Source organism: Halorhabdus sp. BNX81 (assembly GCF_029229925.1).
In the GTDB taxonomy this organism is placed as follows: Archaea; Halobacteriota; Halobacteria; order Halobacteriales; family Haloarculaceae; genus Halorhabdus.
This window is the reverse complement of the sequence record NZ_CP107254.1, coordinates 1,531,319-1,547,212: the sequence shown is the minus strand read 5'-3', so window position 1 is coordinate 1,547,212 and position 15,894 is coordinate 1,531,319. Positions and strand designations below refer to the sequence as shown.

The window sequence follows — 15,894 nt, the reverse complement described above, 5'->3', positions numbered from 1 at the left end:
ATAGTCGCCTAATCACTGGCTGGTCGGTCTGCGCGTGAGGGCGGCGGGATACGACGGTCGCCATCTGCCGGCGGCTCGGGGCGCAGACACTGTTCGCATTCGTCGTTCACGTGGGCGTATTCTTCCGGCGCGTTCGCCAGCGGATGGGCGGGATTACGGTCGCTCTCGATCCGGGCGACCCTGAGTTCGTGAAAGCCGCTCACCCGCGCTTGGATGCCCCGCCAGTGGTTGGTAATGGACGGCGGAATCGACATCCGGTGTGGGGACGGCTCGTCGGGCGTCTCGAAGTCCAGTATGGCCGCGTTGACGTTTGCCGCCAGTTCGTCGTGATCAACGAGGACGCCAACGCGAGAGCGGGACGGTGTCCTGGCAGCCAGGACATCCAGTCCGAAGTGGAGTGCCCGATATTCCGCAATGTTGTTGTCCGGAACGCTATCCGGAACTGACAGGCGAGCGACACACTCGCCATCACGGGTCTCGATCACGACGCCGAGACCACCCGTGTTCCCGTGGAAGGACCCGTCGGTGGCGAGATAGAAATCCCGATGATGAGTCCGTGGCGGGTGGGCGATGTGGGGCGTCGGAGAATCGTCGAACAGGTCTCTCAGGTTCGGCCGGCCGTATGCGGCCATATGAAATCTACGCGGTCGAGCCCTTGTAAATCTTCCTTGGATGCCAATCATTGCCAAACATATCCGACCAGCAGTCCCACTACTGGGACCGGTGTCACCCGAGTCGGGACGTTCATCAGTCCCGGAGCCCAATCCGAGTCTGATGACACCCGATCTCTTCTCGCCGCTCGACATGCGTGACACGACCGCGCCGAACCGTGTGATGGTTTCGCCGATGTGCCAGTATTCCTGTGAAGATCGGGACGGTCTCCCGACTGACTGGCATCGCGTCCACCTCGGCAGCCGGGCCGTCGGCGGTGCTGGGATCGTCATGAGCGAGGCGACGGCGGTCGAACCCCGCGGCCGGATTTCACCCGAGGATACCGGCATTTGGTCGGACGAGCACGTCGAGGCCTGGCAGCCGGTCACGGCGTTCATCGCCAAGGAAGGCTCGATTCCAGCGATCCAACTGGCTCATGCCGGCCGGAAGGCCTCCAAGCGTCGACCCTGGGAAGGAAGCACTCCCGTCCAGCCCGATTCGGGCGGCTGGGAGACGATCGGCCCGAGCGGCAACGCCTGGCCGTACGACGGCGAAGCCCCGCCCCATCGGCGGATGGATCACGACGACATCGAGACCGTGATCGAATCGTTTCGGACCGGGGCCGAACGCGCACTCGAGGCCGGGTTCGAGATTGCAGAGATCCACGCCGCTCACGGGTATCTCCTCCACGAGTTTCTTTCGCCGGCGACGAACGACCGGACCGACGAATACGGTGGGAGCTTCGAGGACCGAACGCGATTCCTTCGGGAGGTTGTCTCCGCAGTCAGGGACGTCTGGCCCGACGAGAAACCCGTTTTCGTTCGGATTTCCGCGACTGACTGGATCGACGATGGCGAGTCCTGGACAGTCGAGCAGTCGGTCCGACTGGCGAGGGGCCTCTATGAGGCGGGCGTCGATCTGATCGACGTGAGTTCCGGCGGGATTGCCCCCGCCTCGTATCCCGACGAAGCGGGACCGAACTATCAGGTCCCGCACGCCGAGCGGATCGGCGACGGCACGCCCGAGGACCTGCTCGTCGGGGCCGTGGGCAAGATCACGACGCCCGAACAGGCCGACGGCATCGTCGCCAACGGTCGGGCAGATCTCGCGATCGTAGGCCGAGAGCACCTTCGGGACCCGTACTTCACGATCCGCGCTGCCGACCAACTCGACGCGCTGGATCGCGTCGACGTACCGCCACAGTACGATCGGGCGTTCTGAGCGGAGCGTCGGCCACGGCCTTCAAGCACCTTCGGCACGCACACTTTTGGCACCTCCCGCTGTCAGTTCTCGTAGACACATGGTGGATCGAGTTCTCTTTCCGACCGATGGGAGCGCGGGGGCGATGTCGACGCTCGAACACGCGCTGGATCTCGCTGCCGACCACGATGCGAGCGTCCACGTACTGACCGTTCAGGACGAGAAGACGGCGGCCGACTTGGAGGAGCCTGCCGGGACCGAGCTGGTCGAGCTGGCGGCCGATCGCGTCCGCGAGCGCGGACTCGACCCGGTGACGGCGATCCGGTCGGGGCGCCCCTATCAGCGGATTCTGGAATACGCCGACGCGGAAGACGTCGACCTCATCGTGATGCCGACCCACGGCCGGACTGGGCTGGAACGACTCCTCCTCGGGAGTGTCACGGCGCGCGTCATCCGGCTTGCGGACGTTCCCGTGCTGACTGCCTGTCCTGACGCCGAGTTGCGCTATCCCTACCGTCGAGTGCTGGTGCCGACCGACGGCAGCCGGTCTGCCAGAGCGGCACTCGACGTTGCCGTTACCCTCGCCAGCGTGGCCGACGTCCCGCTGACCGCCCTCTCGGTCGTCGAACCCTCACGTCACGACGCCAACGTCCGCTCGACGGCCAGCCGGGATCGAATGGACGAGCGTGCCCACGACGCCGTCGAGGCCGCTGGTGAGGTGGCAAGGGAGGCGTCGATTTCCGACGTCTCGACGACCGTCGTTCGCGGTTCCTCCGTCCACGCAGAGATCGATTCGTACGTCGCGGCGAACCCGATCGATCTGATCGTCGTCGGAACCCACGGCCGGACCGGGATCGACCGGTATCTCTTCGGTGGCGTCACCGAGAAACTGGTTCGGACAGCCGACGTCCCGGTACTTACGGTCCGTGAACCTGACGGTGAGTGACGTCGCCCACACGATCGATCACGGTAGGGCTGTCGGTCAACCAGTGCGTGTCACTCGGACGCCGTCCGAAGCTTCGATGCGGTAGTAGTGGGGATCGTGTTCCGGGAACTGTTCTCGATACGCCGCTTCGATGGACGTGGCGACCGATTCGACGGTTTCAGTGTCGACGATGGCGATCGCCGCCCCACCCCAACCAGCACCAGTCAATCGTGCCCCGTAGGCTCCAGCCTCGAGGGCCGTCTCGACGACGAAATCCAGTTCTTTACAGCTGGCGTCGTAGTGGTCGGCGATGTCCTGGTGTGCGGAGAGAAGTATCTCCCCGAACGTCTGAATCTCCCCGTCTTCGAGTGCCGCCTGCGCCCGTTGGACGCGAGCGTTCTCCCGGACGACGTACCCGAGTCGCTCTCGCTCTCGCGGGGGCAGTCCGACGAGATCGGCCTCGGTCACGGCCGTCGACGAATCGACGTCCAGTTTCTCGAGCGCACCCTCGACGGTCTCCCGACGCTGGTTGTAGGCCGACTCGACCAGTCCCCGGGAGACACCGGTGTGAAAGACCAGGATCTCGATTCCGTCCGGAAACGGGACTGGCGTGTACGTCAGTGTTTCAGTGTCGATCGAGAGTGCGTGGCCGTCCTGCCCGAGTGCCACGGCAAACTGATCCATGATCCCACAGGCGACCCCGACGTAGTCGTTCTCGACGCGCTGACTCAGCCGCGCCATTCGCTCCCGCGAGAGGCCAAGGTCGTATGCCTCGTTCAACAGTGCCATGACCGCAAGCTCCAGGCTTGCCGAGGAACTCAACCCGGCCCCGATCGGCAGTGTCGTGGTGATGTCGCCGCGAAAGCCGCCGGGATCGTATCCCGCCGCCTGTAAGATAGCATAACAGCCTTTGACGTAGTCGACCCAGTCCTCGACCGGTTCCAGATCGTCGGTCGCGAACGAATAGCTCGATTCGACCGCGCTCGAAGACACGTGTACGTCCTCGCTCACGGTCGCTTCGAGTCGCGTCTGCAGATCCGTCGCCAGTGGCATCACGTACCCGAGTGTGTAGTCAGTGTGGCCCCCGATCAGATTGACGCGACCCGGGGAACTGACGGTATAGCCCCCTTCGAAATCGACCATGTACCTCTCTGTTTGACTCGACCAGCAAAAAGGCCGCCGTGGGAATTTCGCGGACTGCACGAACGGCTCAGGGAAAGCCCCCTCGGCCATGGCCACTCCGATATGTTTTTCCAGCTATGCCCTGGCTTGGGGACATGGAGCTGACTGACAAGCAGGTCGTCGTGACCGGTGGTGCCGGACTGATCGGTGCGGCACTCACCCGGCGACTGGTGGCGGACAACGACGTTACCGTCGTCGACAATCTATCGAACGGCATCCGGTCGTCCGTGCCTGACGAAGCGACCTTCATCGAGGGTGATCTGACCGACGAGGCGGTCGTCGCCGACGCTATTACGGGTGACGTCGACATTGTCTTTCATCTCGCAGCGGACAAATACGTCAACGCCGACGCGCCACGCGAGCAGTTCGAGGCCAACGGCGAGATGACCTACAACGTTCTCGAACGCATGGGCGACGTTGGCGTCGAGCATATCGCGTTTACGTCTTCCTCGACTGTCTACGGCGAAGCGCCGCGACCCACGCCCGAGGATTTCGCCCCGCTCGAACCGATCAGCGAGTACGGCGCGGCGAAGCTATCCGAGGAGAGTCTCCTGTCGGTGTACGCCCATAGCCATGACTTCTCGGTCTGGAACTTCCGGTTCGCGAACATCGTCGGCCCGCGATACGGTGCAGGCGTCGTCCCCGACTTCATATATAAACTCTCCGAGGACCCGGAGACGCTGACCATTCGCGGCGACGGCCGCCAGGAGAAATCCTACATGTCGCTCGACGATTGCATCGACGCGATGTGCTACGTGGTCGAGCACGCCGACGACGCGGTCAACACCTATAATCTGGGCACGCGCACGACCACGTCGGTCAACCGGATCGCCGATATCATTAGCGACGAGATGGGCGTCGATCCCGACTACGAGTACACCGGCGGCGACCGCGGCTGGACCGGCGACGTGCCCAAGATGCGCCTCTCGATCGAGAAACTCGCCGCGCTCGGCTGGGAACCGTCCGTTTCGAGTGACCAGGCCATCCGCCAGGGCGTCCGCCAACTTCTCAACGATCCCGAGAACGAGCCACACCTCGGTTGAGTTCCGGAGCCGACGATTCTCTGTACACGGCAGATCCGGCACGTATTCAGTCTGGTTGGGCCACCACTCCGGACGCAGCTAGCACACTTCGACCCTGCATGGGTCCGTCGTTTCGAGGCACCATCATACCCAGCTGTACCCGAGAAACTGCCCTACACCGAGTGCTCAGACGTATTTCGGGAGTTCGACCGTGAACACACAGCCGGTGGAGTCCGCGGCCACAGCCGCTTTCTCGCCAGCGAGTCCATCTGAAGTGTTTTCGACGCTGACCTGCCCGCCAAAGCGATCGACGATGGTGTGAACCAGATAGAGACCGATCCCGGTTCCGGGGCTTTCGGGACCCATTTCACCTTTGCCGAAGATCCCGTCGATAGTCGCTTCAGGGATACCGGGGCCGTTGTCCGCGACGTGGACTCGTACGTCCGTCTCGCCCTCCTCGACGCGGATGTTTACCCGCGGTTCGCTCCCGTTGTTGTGACGGACAGCGTTGCTCAGGAGATTGCCGAACACCGACGACAGGAGTTCGTTCCCTCTCACGGTTGCTTTTGGGACCTCACCGTCGACCGAAACGACGAGATTCTCGTGTCGCCGTTCGGCCTTTTCGACTTCGGACTGGAGGATGTACCGCAGATTCACGCTTGAGTACTCCAGATCGGTGTCGCTCCCGATCGACTCGACGAAGTCACGCGCGATCGTCGTCAACTCCGATATGTGGTCGCAGGTGTTCTGGATGCGGTCTAAATACGCCTGGCCTTCCTCGTCGACGTGGTCGCTGACGCCATCGGCCCACCCGATGAGCAACTGGATGTCGTTGTTGATGTCGTGGCGGACGAGCCGATTGATGACCGCTAACTTCTCGGTCCGCTCTTCGAGTTGCTGTTCGCGTCGCTTTTGTTGGGTGATGTCCCGCGTGATCAACTGGAAGGAGTCCGCTTCGCTGCCGACGCTCACTGGCACGGCGACGTTGTGGAAGTGGCGATACCCGACGCTGTCCTGGAATGTGACTGCCGAATTGATCGTCAGGGCTCTCCGCCCCTCTTCTAGGCGGCTGGCCGCCGTCTCCTTCGGGAGGATATCCGTCAGGTGTTTTCCGACCAGCGCAGATTGCGTTGTGTCGAACGACCGTGCCGTCGCCTCGTTGGCTGCCATGATCGTCCCGTCCTTGCCGACCTGGGATATCTCGTCGGGCGTGTTGTTCACCAACAGTTCGTACTTCTCGCGTGCCTGGCGCTGTGCGACGACGTTCCGGATGCGGTTCGCCAGCAGGTCCAGTTGTCCGCTCTCGGCGATTTCCGCTTTCCGCAGATAGTCATCGACACCGGTGCCGATCGCGCGGCTCGCAGTTTCCTCGTCGCCCTGGCCGGTCAGCAACACGAACGGCAAACCGTACGCCGCTTCGACGCGTTCGTACAGTTCGAGGCCGGTCATCTCCGGCATTTCGAAGTCACTCACGACGCAATCGATCGCTTCACGTTCCAACACTTCCAGGGCTTCCGGCCCTGAACTCGCCTTTCGGACCGATAACCCTTCCCAACCGGCCAGTTTATCCGAGACGACAGTCCGAAAGAATCCACTGTCGTCGACGAGTAACACGTCGATCGACGACGGCTCATTCATACCCCGCCTAGCATAGAGACGGTAATATATCTGCCTCCGAGGTTCTCGAATCCGATACTCTTCGTTCTAATCGGGAGATAGTACTCTTCGCAGTGCAATATCCGATGACCAGTCGATCTCACTGGGTACATTATTGCATTCGAATCTGCCTACATTACATCCGCTCACGGATTGTTCGCGGCAAAAGTGGGTTGGGGCAGATTCGAACTGCCGACTTCCTCCGTGTGAAGGAGGTATCATAACCGGACTAGATCACCAACCCGCATCACCCGCTACTGGCAGGGCGAACTTAAGAATTGCTTTAGCGCTCTCACTCCGTCCGGTAGTCGTCGATCTTTTTCCGGGCGTCTTTGATAGCTTCCTTGGCCTCCCCCTCGGCGTTCTCCTGCACCCCCTTGAGGTCTGTACGTATCTTCTCTAAGCGACCAGGTTCCGGCTCGGGTTCGTCTTCGCCGGTCAGCTCCGTGAATCGTTCCCGGACGGGTTCGAGTTCTTCCTCGACGCCCTTCTTTGCGGTTTCGCCGGCTCGCTTGAGGTAGTACCGTGCGTCTTCGAAGTGCTTGTTCATATCTATTGATACGGGGACCAGCGATAAAATCATTGTGGCGGTCCCGGAGGAGTCAGTATGTCGGGGTCGGTTCCGTACCCCCCGCCCGGTCGTTGAGCGTCCGGGCGAGGACGAACAACAGGTCCGACAACCGGTTGAGGTAGACCAGCGGCGGCTTCCGAACGCCGTCGTCCGCTGTCTCCGCGAGCGCGATGGCGCGGCGTTCCGCACGTCGACAGACCGTCCGGGCGTGATGGAGAGCGCTCGCGCCGTCGCCCCCGCCAGGCAGGACAAACGATTCAAGCGTCGGTAGATCAGCATCAAACCCGTCGATCCAGGCTTCGAGTTGCGCGACGTGTTCAGTTTCGATCAGTGGATCGTCGTCAGTCGCCGCTGGCGTGGCGAACTCCGCCTGTACCACGTGAAGATCATTTTGCACGCTCCGAAGGACCTCCGCCACGTCGTCGTGTTCGGTCGGGTGGATCGTCCCGATGAGTGCGTTGAGTTCGTCGATTGTTCCGTATGCCTCGATGCGGGGACTCGTTTTGGAGACCCGGTCGCCGGAGTGGAGGTCTGTCTTTCCCTCGTCGCCACGGCCAGTGTAGAGTGACATAGCATTGCTACGGTGTCGACGCCCTTGAATATTGGAGCGACTCTGGACGCTCCCAGGTAATGAGGGCGGTATCGGTACTAATTCTCATATTTGAATGGGGCTGAGCAGTCGTGTCTGCAACCCCGGGACACCTGCGTATCCGCCGCCCTGGATGGAATCAGATGAATCGCCGATTGCAGCAGCCGAAAGTCCCCATTCCGGTTGTCATCGGTCCCCGGTCCTCGACAGTGTGGGTGCCACTGGCATCGCCGGGTCGCGAGCCCTCCTAATTATCATATTTGATTTTTAGTCCGATACATTACATAGGATAGCGCATGAAGGGGGACGTACGGCGATGCCAGACGAAATCACAGTCTTCCTCGTCGACGAAGATCGCGATATCCTCGACATTACGGCGACGTTTCTCGAACGGGCCGATGACGACCTCGACGTCAGGATCTACCAGAGCGCAACTGAGGCACTCCGCACGATCGAGTCAGACCCGACTGTTGCGGACTGCGTTATCAGCGATTATACGATGCCGGAACTGTCTGGAGCGGCATTTCTGGAGGCTGTTCGCGGGGTGGATTCGGACATGCCGTTTTTCGTCTTCAGCGGCCGAGAACGTGAGGATGTCGAAGCCCAACTCGACGAGGAGTCGTTCACCGGATACATCAAAAAAGGAGCCGGAACCGAGCAGTACGCACAACTCGCCGCCGAGATCCGATCCGCTGTCGAGGAGTGAAAAACTCCCAACCAGCCGCTATCGACTTTCCCGCTGCTCGACCTTGTTCAACTCGATCAACAGCCGAAAGATGGCCTTTACCAGGTTGGCGTCGACGTCGAACTGTTCGGCGTTCTCGCCGGCACGGTCCATCACGCGCTGTTCCTGTTTTTCGTCCGTCGTTGGCAGGTCTCGATCCTCCTTGACTGCCGCGATCGTATCGGCGACGTACGTCCGTCGCGCGATCAATTCCACGAGCTCGCGATCGATGGATTCGATCTCCTCGCGGAGCTCGTCGAGACTCATCTCGTCCGGGTACCGTCGGTCTGTGTCGTCGTTAGCCATGTCGTGCCCTCTCGTTGTTCCCAGATTTCGCGGACGCGCTCTAAATCATCCCGGTTTCCGACTGCCGTGACGCTCGGGCCAGTCCCCGACAACGAGACCCCGGCGGCGTGGGGCATCGCCTCGATCAGCGGTTCCGGGGAGAACCCAAGCGCTGCCGTAAACGCCAGGCCGTTGACGGTCATCGCTTGCTCGTATGCGCCATCGAGCGCGAGGTCGGCAACCAGGTCAGCCATCGGCGCGACCTGCTGGCAGCGTTCGATGTCGGCTTCGGCGCTGTAAGCTCGCTCGGGCGGCGTCCACACCAGCACGTCCCACTCGACAGTGTCGCGGGCGAGCAGCTCGTCCTCGTGGTTGTTCGTCACCGTAACGCCCCCGAGCATGCTCGCGCTCGCGTCGTCGAACGCTCCCGTCGCGGTGACGCCGGCCTCTCTGGCCGCCTGAACGCCGATGCGTGCGGCGTCCGCCCGGGATACTTCCGACGTCGCGTCAAGTGCTGATAGCGTCGCCAAAACCGTCGCATTTGCCGCAGCGCTTGAGCTCTTCAGGCCGGCAGCCAGCGGAATGTCGCTCTCTGTGCGGACTGTCCCACCCTCGCCGTCCCCGAACCGATCGGTGACCAACGCGACGCAGCGTTCGATCAACGTCGTGTCGCCGTCGGGCTCGCCCGCGATCGTCCCGGTGACCGGCCCGTCGGGTTCGAGGCTCACCTCGGCGCGCAATTCCGCGTCGATGGCGAACGCCGATCCCGTCCCCGTCGCCAGCGCATTGAGGACCGTCCCGGCGGCCGGCGCGACAGCCGTCCCGTCCATGTACGCTGTGGTCTCCGCGGCGATATTTACGTGTGCTGGTTCGCCCACAGCGGGGCGTTTTTCCATCCACGGTTCCCAGCCCCGATATGAGCATTCGAGCGGATGTCCCACCGGAGACTGTCGGTGTCGAGTTGACCGAGGAGGGGGTCGTCGTCGAGTACGTCGACGGGCGAGAGACGTTCTATCACGGGATTCCGAACCGACAGGAAGGATCGATACGGACGATGCCTGGCAAACAGGTCCACGTCCTCGTGACGGCCGAAAGCGAGACGGAGGGTGTCCTGGTGTACGTCAACGATCGAATCACCGAAGCCGAAATTCTCGAATCGACCGGCGTCGGCCGCGTCGTGCTCGAACCGGGCGAGGAGACGACCGTCTTCCCCGGGGTACGAGCGCGCAACGAGGCCCAGCGTATCGTCATCGAAGCGGATTTCGAGGCTGTCGACGGCCGGGTGTTCGTCTTCGAGGAGAACGAAATGGGCGAGCGATCATTCGAACTCACCCCGGCGAAAGACGGCGAGTGATCCGGCAAACACTGGGAGATCGGTGCATGACCGACAACCGAGGTGCCATCGACAGATCCGCTGTCGGTGCCGCCGTCACTGGATGTACGAAGGGTCCTCGGCGTCGCAGTTGTCCTCGTGTTGTTGGGCGTCCTCGCGACTGTCAAAGAGCATCCCGCAGCCCTCACACTGGTACCAGGTCATGCCGTCGCGCTCGGTTTCTGTTACCATATGTATGCGTCCGTTGTGCGTGAATAAAGGCGTTTTCGTGGTTGTCGGTTATACGATCACGCGGTGGGAATTCTCAAGGGCCAGCGACTCAAATGAGCCTGCATGGTAGACGCCGACGACGGGATCTCGGCCACCGTCAAGGGGGCGAAAAAGCGCGACGCGGGCCGGGGTATCGCCCGGCTTCCCGAACCAGTTCGAAACCAACTCGGCGTCCTGAGTGGCGACCCGGTCCGCATCGAGGGTGACGGCCAGACTGTCGCGAAAGTCTGGCCCGAGGACGGTACTGGGTCGTACGTTCGCATCGACGCCGACACGCGATCCAACGCCGAGGTGACCGTCGGTTCGGAGGTGACGCTCCGGCGAGCATCGCTGCAGGACGCCGACCGAGTCGACCTGAGACCGATCGACGGCACGATCGAAGGCAGCATCGAGTCGACGATCGACGATCGACTCGGGAACACCCCCGTCCAGGTCGGTGACCGGGTGACCGTCCCGGAGGTCGGGACCTTCCACGTCGAAGACACGGACCCGGAGGGGACCGTCAGGGTTGTCAATGGGACCACGATCTCCGTGGGACAGCCGATGGCTGCCGACGACAGTCCCGATACCGGGACCGAGGGGTCGGGAGAGACGAACGAACCAGGCGACGTCACCTACGAAAACATCGGTGGACTCGACGACGAACTCGACCGGGTCCGGGAGATGATCGAACTCCCGCTATCCGAGCCCGACGTGTTCACCCGCCTCGGGATCGACCCGCCGAAGGGCGTCCTGCTCTATGGTCCGCCGGGCACGGGAAAAACACTGATCGCCCGTGCCGTCGCTAACGAAGTCGACGCGTACTTCGAGGCCATCTCCGGGCCGGAGATCGTCTCGAAGTACAAGGGCGAAAGTGCCGAACAGCTCCGGGACGCCTTCGAACGGGCCGACGACGAGGCCCCGTCGATCCTGTTCATCGACGAGATCGACTCCATCGCCGGCGCGCGCGACGACGACAGCGACATGGAAAACCGCGTGGTTGCGCAGTTGCTCACCCTGCTTGACGGGTTGGAATCCCGCGGCCAGGTCGTCGTCATCGGCGCGACCAACCGCGTCGATGCCGTGGATCCGGCGCTGCGGCGCGGGGGACGCTTCGATCGCGAAATCGAAATCGGCGTCCCCGATCGAGAGGGTCGCGAGGAGATTCTCGAAGTCCATACCCGTGGCGTTCCGCTCGCCGATGACGTGGATCTCGATCGCCTCGCCGGCCGGATGCACGGGTTCGTCGGGGCAGACGTGGCGTCGGTGGTCACTGAGGCCGCGATGGCCGCCCTCCAGCGCGAACGCGAGGATCCCTCTGTCACCTGGGCTGACTTCGAACAGGCGCTGGCAGCCGTCGAGCCATCGGCGATGCGGGCCTACGTCGCCGAGTCGCCGACCGTCGACTTCGGAGACGTCGGCGGTCTCGATGACGTCAAAGACACACTCAGGGAAGCCGTCGAATGGCCGCTCCAGTACGGCCCGCTGTTCGAAGCGACCGATACAGACCCACCAACAGGCGTCCTCCTCTATGGTCCGCCGGGCACCGGCAAGACGTTACTGGCTCGTGCGCTGGCTGGAGAGACCGACGTCAACTTCATTCGCGTTGCTGGTCCCGAGTTACTGGACCGATACGTCGGCGAGAGCGAGAAGGCAGTCAGGGAACTGTTCGAGCGCGCCCGCCAGACCGCGCCGACGATCGTCTTTCTCGACGAGATCGACGCGATCGCCGCCCGACGTGGCGAGGGTCACGAGGTAACCGAGCGTGTGGTCTCCCAATTGCTCACCGAACTCGACGCCGCGGGCGAGGATCCGAACCTCGTCGTCCTGGCGGCGACCAACCGCCGGGAGGCACTCGACGACGCACTCCTCCGGCCCGGACGGCTCGAAACCCATATCGAAGTCCCCGCGCCCAGCCAGGCGGCTCGGCGGGCGATCCTCGAGGTGCACACGGCTGAGAAGCCGCTGGGAGAAGCTGTCGATCTCGATGAGATCGCGGCAGCGACCGACGGCTACTCCGGGGCGGATCTCGACGCGCTGGTCCGGGATGCGTCGATGCGCGCGATCAGGCGGGTCGCTGACGACCAGATGCCAGCCGTCGCCAACGAACGCGCTGAGGAGGTAATGATCCAGAGCGAGGACTTCGCGGCGGCTCGCGAGCGGATCGAGCCGTCACAGGTCTAATCCGGGCCGATGGCCGACGAGGAGGCGGGTGCCGGTTGTCCGGACAACCGGCGTCGACTTGCGGCCGAGCAGCGTGGCGGATGCGTGGCGGGCGTTGCCGGCTAGGCGAGAAAAGCGCCGCGCCGGCACCCGGATTTTCGATCTCTGGACAAATAAATGTCTGCATCCCGATCCCGAGAAACCCAGTCACTCATGGCGATTTCACTCACTCGCCGTCCAGAAACGCATCGAGCCCGTCCCGGAGGTTCTCGAACTCGGCTTCGAGGTTTTTTTTGAAGAACCGTTCGACGCCAGGGATCCGCCCCTCGACAGTGAAGGTGTTCGTGAGGCGCGTGCCCGTCTCCGTCGGCGTGAGTTCGTGTTCGCCGACGACCCGGACCGCTTTCGAGCGCCCGACGAACTTGACGAACTCCGGCTCTCGACGCTCGACGTCTTCGGTTTCGACAGTGATCGTCCGGTTGATGACAGGGATCGGCAGCGAGATGTGCCAGGTCGCAGACCGATCGCCGTCGACGCTGTAATCTTCGACGACGCTGATGTATTTGGCCCGTTGCTCCGGATCAGCGATAAACCGCCACACTTCCTCTGGCGTCGCTGACACTTCGATTACCTGCTCCAGACGGATCGACATACCGATCCCTGGGGCGGGATGCCAAAAAATCCGCCGTTAGCTTCGAGTGACTCGCCAGGTTGTCGAACGCGCTCGTCCCCACTTCTCGATGTCGACTTCGTCGGCCTTCTCGGCGAGATGTGGGAGCCGAACGCCGACCTGCTTGGCCGAGAGCCCGATGCTCTCGGCGATGTTCTTCGCGCGGAAGTAACTGTCACCGCTGGCGACCTGCGTGCGCAGGTACTCCAGGATGCGCCGTTCCTCCTCGCTCAACTCGACCATACTCGAAAGTACGGCTGTAGCGATAAAAGCCGTTTGTTCACGCGAAGGTGTGACGGGCGGCGACGGCCGCCGATCCGGCACCGACCGCGACGGCAAAACCCGTTGCGGCGACCAGATTATCGGCTGCGCCCAGAAGCATAACCAGCGCCCCGACGAGTGCGAGGACGCCGAAGAGAATCGTCAGCCCGAAGCCCTTCTCGGAGTCGATCGTGGCTGCCATAGTCCTCGATTCGCGTCCATCCCGTTTGTAAGTTTGCCTGGCGGAGAAGGTTCGAAACGCGCCGGACCGTCAAGACCTATAGGCATCGACCTGTTTCGCCAGTATATGCGTGACGTGATCGTGGTCGGTGCGGGACCCGCGGGCAGTCGCTATGCCCGCCAGGCTGCCAGTGATGGACACGATGTCCTGGTCTTCGAACAGGGCGAAATCGGCGAGCCACTGGCCTGTTCGGGCCACGTCAGTACGGACGTCCTGGAGTTCGTGCCGCCCGAGGACCGCGATCAGCTGCATCAAAACGAGATACACGGCGCGCGCTTTCATCTCGGCGGCCCGGACAGCCGTGCGTACCCGTTTTATAAGGATGCCGTCATTTCACACGTCATCGATCGCGTCGAACTGGACAAGGTGCTCGCCCGCGCTGCAAGCGAGGCTGGCGCGGAGGTCAGGGACGAACACACGGTCACCGACGTTGCGGAACGCACCGACTGCGTCGTCGTGACGGTTTCCGGCCCGGATGGCGTCGAAACCCATCGCGCTCGGATGGTTGCGGGCTGTGACGGCCCACAGTCCCGGGTTCGGGACGCCGTCTCTCTCCCGGACCCTGCCGAACTTCTCCACGGGGTCCTGGGATTCGACGATGATCCCGACGGGGGTGACTTCGTGGACGTTCACCTGACTGTCCCCCGGTTTTTCGCCTGGCGGATCCCCCGTGGCGACGCCGGCGTCGAGTACGGGCTTGCGGTGCCGCCGGGCGAAGCCGCAAGCGAGCGCTTCGAGACCTTTACCGACTCTTACGGCGTAAAGACGGATCGCCGGTGTTCCGGACTGATCCCGATCGGCCCGCCGGAGTCAGTCACGAGCGATCGGGCGTTTCTGCTCGGCGATGCGGCCGCCCAGACCAAGCCGTTCACCGGCGGCGGGATCCGCTACGGGATGACGGCTGCCGATCACGCCGCACGTGAGATAGATCCAGCCGACCCCGCCACGCTGGCTGACTACGAACGCGCCTGGCGGCGGGATCTGGGCCGGGAAATCCGCCTCGGAACCTGGGTCCGTCGTGGCTACTCACTGCCGAGACCGATTCAGCGTGTCGGACTCGGACTTTTCGCCGGCGAAATCGGCGTTCACATGGACGAGCCATCCTCGCTGTTCTCGCGTGCCCAGTTGCGCGCACTCCTCTCACGTTGATCGGCCAGTCGACCCCTCAGATGGGAACCGCCTATTGCAGTTGTTCCACGACACCTTCGACGTCCGCTCGGTCGAACGCGGGGATCGGTCCCGGGGTCGTCCGGGTCAATGTGGCTGCGGCGACGCCATAGGCGAGTGCTTCGTCCGGACGATCGCCGTCGAGAAGCCGCTGGACGAACGCCCCACTGAAGGCGTCGTGTTGCCCGGCGGCATCGACGGTCTCCGCCTCGACGCTCTCGGTTTCGTGGACGACGCTGTCGTCGATGACGAGTGCACCGTATTCGCCCCGCGTCATCGCGAGCATGTCGAGGTCCCACTCTGAAGCGATTCCATGGGCTATCTCGCGCGGGTCACCGGTCCGTCCGAAGACGGTCCGCAACTCGTCCTCTGTGGCGATCAAGACGTCGACGTGCTCCAGCAACGGCGTCAGCCCGTCGTTGGCCGCCTCCGGCGACCAGAGACGCGGCCGATAGTCGAGTTCGAAGACCGCCAGATCATCGCCGTTGCCACCGGCCCGGAGAACGGCCGAGATCGTCTCTGCTGCCGTCTCCGACAGTGCTGCCGTACTCCCGGATGCGAAGACGCCGTCGGCCGTCTCGACAGCGTCCATCGGAATGTCCGACGGCGTCATCGATTCGGCCGTTGCCCCCGCACGATCGTGAATGATCACGGGCTCTCTCGGCGGGACACCCGGCTGTCGAAATTCGAGTCCGACACGCCCCTCATCAGTCCAGGAGACGTCAGTTTCGATGCCGTATTCCCTGAGTTCGCTGACGATGCGTTTGCCAAGTTGGGTCGCCGGCAGCTTCGACGCCCAGGTTGCGTCCGCATCCAGCGCGGCAGCCGCGATCGCCACGTTGCTTTCGGTCCCTGTCGCAGTCATCCGGGCCGTCTCACTGCCGACGAATCGGCGGTTTCCGGGCGGACTCAGTCTGAGTGGCGTTTCACCGACCGTGATGAGAGTAGACATAACGTAGTCATCCGAGGCATCATGCTTAATTGTTTTCAGACGGCGAGCACATT

19 protein-coding genes and 1 tRNA gene are annotated in these 15,894 nt (G+C 62.9%); 7 read left to right on the top strand and 13 right to left on the bottom strand.

Translation table 11 applies throughout. The features are described 5' to 3' along the window. Nucleotides 1-8: 8 nt before the first annotated feature. The gene (locus tag HBNXHr_RS07785; RefSeq protein ID WP_275881716.1) at nt 9-632 is read right to left on the bottom strand and encodes a ribonuclease H; all 624 of its coding nucleotides are present in this window, start codon (nt 630-632) and stop codon (nt 9-11) included. Nucleotides 633-774: 142 nt separating this feature from the next. Here HBNXHr_RS07785 and HBNXHr_RS07780 point away from each other — a divergent pair, with 142 nt between their 5' ends. Further along, a complete protein-coding gene (locus HBNXHr_RS07780) occupies nt 775-1,872 on the top strand; it encodes an NADH:flavin oxidoreductase/NADH oxidase (protein ID WP_275881715.1) in 1,098 nt (365 codons plus the stop codon). Between the two features lie 79 nt (nt 1,873-1,951). Beyond that, nucleotides 1,952-2,797 (top strand): universal stress protein, encoded by an 846-nt coding sequence (locus tag HBNXHr_RS07775; RefSeq protein WP_275881714.1) that lies wholly within the window; start codon nt 1,952-1,954, stop codon nt 2,795-2,797. A 36-nt stretch (nt 2,798-2,833) separates the two neighbouring features. Here HBNXHr_RS07775 and HBNXHr_RS07770 read toward each other — a convergent pair whose 3' ends face one another. Continuing rightward, nucleotides 2,834-3,919, bottom strand: a complete 1,086-nt coding sequence (locus HBNXHr_RS07770) for a galactokinase (RefSeq protein ID WP_275881713.1) — start codon at nt 3,917-3,919, stop codon at nt 2,834-2,836. A 134-nt stretch (nt 3,920-4,053) separates the two neighbouring features. Between HBNXHr_RS07770 and HBNXHr_RS07765 the strand changes: the two genes are divergently transcribed. Then, entirely contained in the window at nt 4,054-5,001 is a 948-nt protein-coding gene (locus HBNXHr_RS07765; RefSeq protein WP_275881712.1) for an NAD-dependent epimerase/dehydratase family protein, read from the top strand. 165 nt (nt 5,002-5,166) lie between these two features. Here HBNXHr_RS07765 and HBNXHr_RS07760 read toward each other — a convergent pair whose 3' ends face one another. The 4 genes from HBNXHr_RS07760 to HBNXHr_RS07745 all read right to left on the bottom strand — a co-directional run bounded on the left by HBNXHr_RS07760 (nt 5,167) and on the right by HBNXHr_RS07745 (nt 7,778). After that, nucleotides 5,167-6,618, bottom strand: a complete 1,452-nt coding sequence (locus HBNXHr_RS07760; protein ID WP_275881711.1) for an ATP-binding protein — start codon at nt 6,616-6,618, stop codon at nt 5,167-5,169. Between the two features lie 187 nt (nt 6,619-6,805). Beyond that, a tRNA-Val gene (locus HBNXHr_RS07755) sits at nt 6,806-6,880 on the bottom strand. A gap of 48 nt (nt 6,881-6,928) precedes the next feature. Continuing rightward, the gene (locus tag HBNXHr_RS07750) at nt 6,929-7,186 is read right to left on the bottom strand and encodes a hypothetical protein (RefSeq protein ID WP_275736667.1); all 258 of its coding nucleotides are present in this window, start codon (nt 7,184-7,186) and stop codon (nt 6,929-6,931) included. Between the two features lie 52 nt (nt 7,187-7,238). Then, complete coding sequence (locus tag HBNXHr_RS07745) at nt 7,239-7,778, bottom strand: cob(I)yrinic acid a,c-diamide adenosyltransferase (RefSeq protein ID WP_275736666.1); 540 nt, start codon at nt 7,776-7,778, stop codon at nt 7,239-7,241. Nucleotides 7,779-8,112: 334 nt separating this feature from the next. Here HBNXHr_RS07745 and HBNXHr_RS07740 point away from each other — a divergent pair, with 334 nt between their 5' ends. After that, nucleotides 8,113-8,502: a response regulator gene (locus tag HBNXHr_RS07740; protein WP_275736665.1), complete on the top strand. Its 390-nt coding sequence runs from the start codon at nt 8,113-8,115 to the stop codon at nt 8,500-8,502. An 18-nt stretch (nt 8,503-8,520) separates the two neighbouring features. Here the strand turns inward: HBNXHr_RS07740 and HBNXHr_RS07735 are convergent, their stop codons facing one another. Then, on the bottom strand, nt 8,521-8,826 hold the full coding sequence (locus tag HBNXHr_RS07735; protein WP_345799478.1) for a chorismate mutase: 306 nt from the start codon (nt 8,824-8,826) through the stop codon (nt 8,521-8,523). Continuing rightward, complete coding sequence (locus HBNXHr_RS07730; protein WP_275881710.1) at nt 8,784-9,635, bottom strand: shikimate kinase; 852 nt, start codon at nt 9,633-9,635, stop codon at nt 8,784-8,786. The genes HBNXHr_RS07735 and HBNXHr_RS07730 overlap by 43 nt, the downstream gene beginning before the upstream one ends. A gap of 86 nt (nt 9,636-9,721) precedes the next feature. On the opposite strand from HBNXHr_RS07730, the gene HBNXHr_RS07725 reads away from it, so the two are divergent. After that, the gene (locus HBNXHr_RS07725; RefSeq protein ID WP_275881709.1) at nt 9,722-10,159 is read left to right on the top strand and encodes a DUF5796 family protein; all 438 of its coding nucleotides are present in this window, start codon (nt 9,722-9,724) and stop codon (nt 10,157-10,159) included. Between the two features lie 75 nt (nt 10,160-10,234). On the opposite strand, the gene HBNXHr_RS07720 is transcribed toward HBNXHr_RS07725, so the two are convergent. Further along, a complete protein-coding gene (locus HBNXHr_RS07720; RefSeq protein ID WP_275736662.1) occupies nt 10,235-10,369 on the bottom strand; it encodes a hypothetical protein in 135 nt (44 codons plus the stop codon). Between the two features lie 102 nt (nt 10,370-10,471). Here HBNXHr_RS07720 and HBNXHr_RS07715 point away from each other — a divergent pair, with 102 nt between their 5' ends. Next, nucleotides 10,472-12,571 (top strand): AAA family ATPase, encoded by a 2,100-nt coding sequence (locus HBNXHr_RS07715; protein ID WP_275881708.1) that lies wholly within the window; start codon nt 10,472-10,474, stop codon nt 12,569-12,571. A gap of 205 nt (nt 12,572-12,776) precedes the next feature. On the opposite strand, the gene HBNXHr_RS07710 is transcribed toward HBNXHr_RS07715, so the two are convergent. From HBNXHr_RS07710 to HBNXHr_RS07700, 3 genes are read right to left on the bottom strand one after another with little or no spacing between them, the layout of a single operon-like run. Beyond that, the gene (locus HBNXHr_RS07710; protein WP_275736660.1) at nt 12,777-13,202 is read right to left on the bottom strand and encodes an SRPBCC family protein; all 426 of its coding nucleotides are present in this window, start codon (nt 13,200-13,202) and stop codon (nt 12,777-12,779) included. A gap of 36 nt (nt 13,203-13,238) precedes the next feature. Beyond that, nucleotides 13,239-13,463, bottom strand: coding sequence for a hypothetical protein (locus HBNXHr_RS07705; RefSeq protein ID WP_275736659.1), 225 nt, complete (start codon nt 13,461-13,463; stop codon nt 13,239-13,241). A 37-nt stretch (nt 13,464-13,500) separates the two neighbouring features. Continuing rightward, the gene (locus tag HBNXHr_RS07700; RefSeq protein WP_275736658.1) at nt 13,501-13,683 is read right to left on the bottom strand and encodes a hypothetical protein; all 183 of its coding nucleotides are present in this window, start codon (nt 13,681-13,683) and stop codon (nt 13,501-13,503) included. Nucleotides 13,684-13,788: 105 nt separating this feature from the next. On the opposite strand from HBNXHr_RS07700, the gene HBNXHr_RS07695 reads away from it, so the two are divergent. Continuing rightward, nucleotides 13,789-14,871 carry a geranylgeranyl reductase family protein gene (locus HBNXHr_RS07695; RefSeq protein WP_275881707.1) on the top strand — a complete coding sequence of 361 codons (1,083 nt, stop codon included), beginning with the start codon at nt 13,789-13,791 and terminating at the stop codon, nt 14,869-14,871. 31 nt (nt 14,872-14,902) lie between these two features. Here HBNXHr_RS07695 and HBNXHr_RS07690 read toward each other — a convergent pair whose 3' ends face one another. Further along, complete coding sequence (locus HBNXHr_RS07690; protein WP_275881706.1) at nt 14,903-15,841, bottom strand: sugar kinase; 939 nt, start codon at nt 15,839-15,841, stop codon at nt 14,903-14,905. Nucleotides 15,842-15,894: the final 53 nt, after the last annotated feature.

Coding starts and splice junctions, on each gene's coding strand:
- HBNXHr_RS07740 (WP_275736665.1), top strand. CDS start 8,113: ATGCCAGACGAAATCACAGTCTTCCTCGTCGACGAAGATCGCGATATC.
- HBNXHr_RS07705 (WP_275736659.1), bottom strand. CDS start 13,463: ATGGTCGAGTTGAGCGAGGAGGAACGGCGCATCCTGGAGTACCTGCGC.
- HBNXHr_RS07690 (WP_275881706.1), bottom strand. CDS start 15,841: ATGTCTACTCTCATCACGGTCGGTGAAACGCCACTCAGACTGAGTCCG.
- HBNXHr_RS07780 (WP_275881715.1), top strand. CDS start 775: ATGACACCCGATCTCTTCTCGCCGCTCGACATGCGTGACACGACCGCG.
- HBNXHr_RS07770 (WP_275881713.1), bottom strand. CDS start 3,919: ATGGTCGATTTCGAAGGGGGCTATACCGTCAGTTCCCCGGGTCGCGTC.
- HBNXHr_RS07710 (WP_275736660.1), bottom strand. CDS start 13,202: ATGTCGATCCGTCTGGAGCAGGTAATCGAAGTGTCAGCGACGCCAGAG.
- HBNXHr_RS07745 (WP_275736666.1), bottom strand. CDS start 7,778: ATGTCACTCTACACTGGCCGTGGCGACGAGGGAAAGACAGACCTCCAC.
- HBNXHr_RS07760 (WP_275881711.1), bottom strand. CDS start 6,618: ATGAATGAGCCGTCGTCGATCGACGTGTTACTCGTCGACGACAGTGGA.
- HBNXHr_RS07695 (WP_275881707.1), top strand. CDS start 13,789: ATGCGTGACGTGATCGTGGTCGGTGCGGGACCCGCGGGCAGTCGCTAT.
- HBNXHr_RS07700 (WP_275736658.1), bottom strand. CDS start 13,683: ATGGCAGCCACGATCGACTCCGAGAAGGGCTTCGGGCTGACGATTCTC.
- HBNXHr_RS07720 (WP_275736662.1), bottom strand. CDS start 10,369: ATGGTAACAGAAACCGAGCGCGACGGCATGACCTGGTACCAGTGTGAG.
- HBNXHr_RS07730 (WP_275881710.1), bottom strand. CDS start 9,635: ATGGACGGGACGGCTGTCGCGCCGGCCGCCGGGACGGTCCTCAATGCG.
- HBNXHr_RS07725 (WP_275881709.1), top strand. CDS start 9,722: ATGAGCATTCGAGCGGATGTCCCACCGGAGACTGTCGGTGTCGAGTTG.
- HBNXHr_RS07765 (WP_275881712.1), top strand. CDS start 4,054: ATGGAGCTGACTGACAAGCAGGTCGTCGTGACCGGTGGTGCCGGACTG.
- HBNXHr_RS07715 (WP_275881708.1), top strand. CDS start 10,472: ATGGTAGACGCCGACGACGGGATCTCGGCCACCGTCAAGGGGGCGAAA.
- HBNXHr_RS07735 (WP_345799478.1), bottom strand. CDS start 8,826: ATGGCTAACGACGACACAGACCGACGGTACCCGGACGAGATGAGTCTC.
- HBNXHr_RS07775 (WP_275881714.1), top strand. CDS start 1,952: ATGGTGGATCGAGTTCTCTTTCCGACCGATGGGAGCGCGGGGGCGATG.
- HBNXHr_RS07785 (WP_275881716.1), bottom strand. CDS start 632: ATGGCCGCATACGGCCGGCCGAACCTGAGAGACCTGTTCGACGATTCT.
- HBNXHr_RS07750 (WP_275736667.1), bottom strand. CDS start 7,186: ATGAACAAGCACTTCGAAGACGCACGGTACTACCTCAAGCGAGCCGGC.